This window comes from Luedemannella flava, from assembly GCF_039528515.1.
Lineage (GTDB): Bacteria > Actinomycetota > Actinomycetes > Mycobacteriales > Micromonosporaceae > Luedemannella > Luedemannella flava.
Map to the genome: position 1 here is coordinate 1 of NZ_BAAALT010000138.1, position 2,457 is coordinate 2,457.

The following is a 2,457-nucleotide window of genomic DNA, read 5'->3' on the forward strand; positions in this document are numbered from 1 at the left end:
GCGTCGATCAGCTCCAGGATCGTTGTGGTGTTCACGTCGCATCGCGCCAGGATGGTGTGCGGGTCCCGGTCAGTCTGCGGATGAGGTTCGCCGTTGAGGCCCACAGGGTGCGTGACACGCTCGATTCCGGGCGGCTTTCGTATTCGCGGACCAGGCGACGGTGCAGCATGAGGGTGCTGTTGGTCTGCTCGACCACCCACCGCTTNTGGATCGCGACGTCGTGCTTGAAGTGAGGTCGGACCGAGGCGCGGTGCCGGTCTTTCGACCGGTCCGTTTCCTCGGCCCGCCTCCCGAACCGGCCGTGCGCCTCGTCGACGCATCCGGCTCTCCACCGGTCCCGTGGGTTGGTTAGGTCCTCATGTGGTGCTGGGCCAGGGTGAGGGGATCTTTGTGCCCCGGTAGCGGTATCGGGTGGTGCTGACCGCGCCGGGGTTGAAGAGGGTCACCTTCCCGTCGGTGGGCCACCATCCGCCGGCGCAGAAGCGTCGGCGTAGTTCCTTCCAGGTGATCCGGGGGTGTTTGCGGCGTAGCCATCGAATGACCTGCCGCCAGGTGAAGGCGCGCAGGTAGTTGAAGGCCGTGCTGGACACTCCTGGCCGGAAGTAGGCGGTCCAGCCCCGCAGCAGCGAGTTGAGTCGATGCAGCAGGACCTCCAGCGGCAGGTTGCGATTCTGTCGGCAGATCGTTTTCACTTTGTCCGTTGCGGCCTTGAGGGCCTTGCGCGCCGGATAGGTGTAGACGTAGTACCGGTTCGTGCCTCGCTTGCGGTGGCGCTGGATGCGCCAGCCGAGGAAGTCGAGGCCCTCGTCGATGTGGGTGATGAGGGTCTTGTCTGGTGACAGGCGCAGGCCCATCGTGGACAGGACCGTCGCGATCTCCTCCCGGAGGGTTTCCGCGTGCGCCTGGGTACCTGATACAGCCAGGCACCAGTCGTCGGCGTACCGGATGAGCCGGTAGGTCGCCAGACCTTGACGGCGTCGCTTGTGCCGTTCCCAGCTGCTGAAGCTCGGCCCACCCGGAATCTGGGCGACGTGCTCGTCCAGGACCGATAGGGCCAGATTGCTCAGCAACGGTGAGAGGATCGATCCCTGAGGGGTGCCGGCGTCAGTGTCCCTCAGCACGCGGTCTTCCCCGAGGATGCCGGCCTTGAGGAACGCCTTTACCAGGGCCAGGACGCGTTTGTCCCCGACACGCTGCCGCACTTTGTCCATGAGGGACGGATGCGATATTTCGTCGAAGCAGGCTTTGATGTCGCCTTCCACGATCCACTCGTACGACCTGGACGTGAAGAAGCGAACCTCGGCCACCGCGTCATGTGCCCGACGGTTCGGGCGGAAACCGTAACTGCACGGGAGGAAGTCACTCTCCCAGATCGGCTCCAACACCAGCTTCAAGGATGCCTGAACCACCCGGTCCGTGATCGTGGCGATCCCCAACCGGCGCCACTTGCCGCCCGCTTTGGGGATCATCCGTTCCCGCACCGGCAGTGGCCGGAAGCTGCGGTCCTTCAACGAGGTCCGCAGCCCGTCAAGGAAATCCTCGACGCCTTGCCCGAGCTGGATGGACACGGCGGTTCGCCCGTCCACCCCGGCCGTGCGGGCACCCCTGTTACCCCGCACCCGATCCCACGCCACCAGAAGGAACGCAGGATCGGCGACGAGATTGAACAGATCATCGAACCTGCGACGAGGATCGTCGCCAGCCCACTGGTGCAGCTTGGTCTGGATCTTCAGTACCCGGATCTCGGCCCGCATCAGGGCCGACTCCAGTTCGTCGGTATTCACCGGCGGTCTCCTGACCTTCCAGTCTCCGTACTGCTGACTTGCTGGCCCCCTTCGCCCTGCGGCCGGCTTTCCCGGCCTCCACGGCGGGTCGTTACGCCCGCGACTACTACGGGGCCTCCGCCCCGCCCGATGTCCTCAGCGGACGACGCGCCTGCCCTTTCCCACACTGGCCGCATGGGACGAGGGCGACACCGGACGGTTCCCACGTTCACTACATGCCGATCGACGGTGTCGGCGCCCAGCTTTGCCCCTGCGGCATCGCCACGGCTACGCCGTGGGCTTTCACCGTGGCCTCCCACCCAGGCACCGGTAGTCCCGGTAAGGAGTTCCCGACCGGCCACGCCGGCCAGTACGCACCGCAACCCAGCCCATATCCGCCAGATTTGAGCTGGTGGGTCGGTTGAGAGGCTTTACACACTGGTTTCTCACGTACGCCTTCCGTCTCCGCTTGCCGGACCCGCACCGTCTGGCAGTGCCAGCACGTCCCGGCTTTGTCGGGGCTGCTTGCCGCCCTCCCCGGCGTCTCCCGGGTCAGGCTGCCCCCAGCGTTCACCCGGCTGCCACGACAGCCAGGCGGTGGAGTCCTTTCACCTCCACTCAGTCATGCAGCGCCTCGTGGCGCACCCCGGCGTCCACCCACGCCTTGGTCACCGTCGGGGTGTGCTCAACCACT

At 65.9% G+C, this 2,457-nt stretch carries 1 protein-coding gene and 1 pseudogene; both read right to left on the reverse strand.

Going from position 1 to position 2,457, the window contains the following annotated elements:
* Positions 1–31: 31 nt before the first annotated feature.
* Positions 32–217 (reverse strand): annotated as a pseudogene (locus ABD211_RS21015) (IS5 family transposase); the annotation flags it as partial.
* 139 nt (positions 218–356) lie between these two features.
* Complete coding sequence (gene ltrA / locus ABD211_RS21020; protein ID WP_344134527.1) at positions 357–1,784, reverse strand: group II intron reverse transcriptase/maturase; 1,428 nt, start codon at positions 1,782–1,784, stop codon at positions 357–359.
* Between the last annotated feature and the right edge of the window lie 673 nt (positions 1,785–2,457).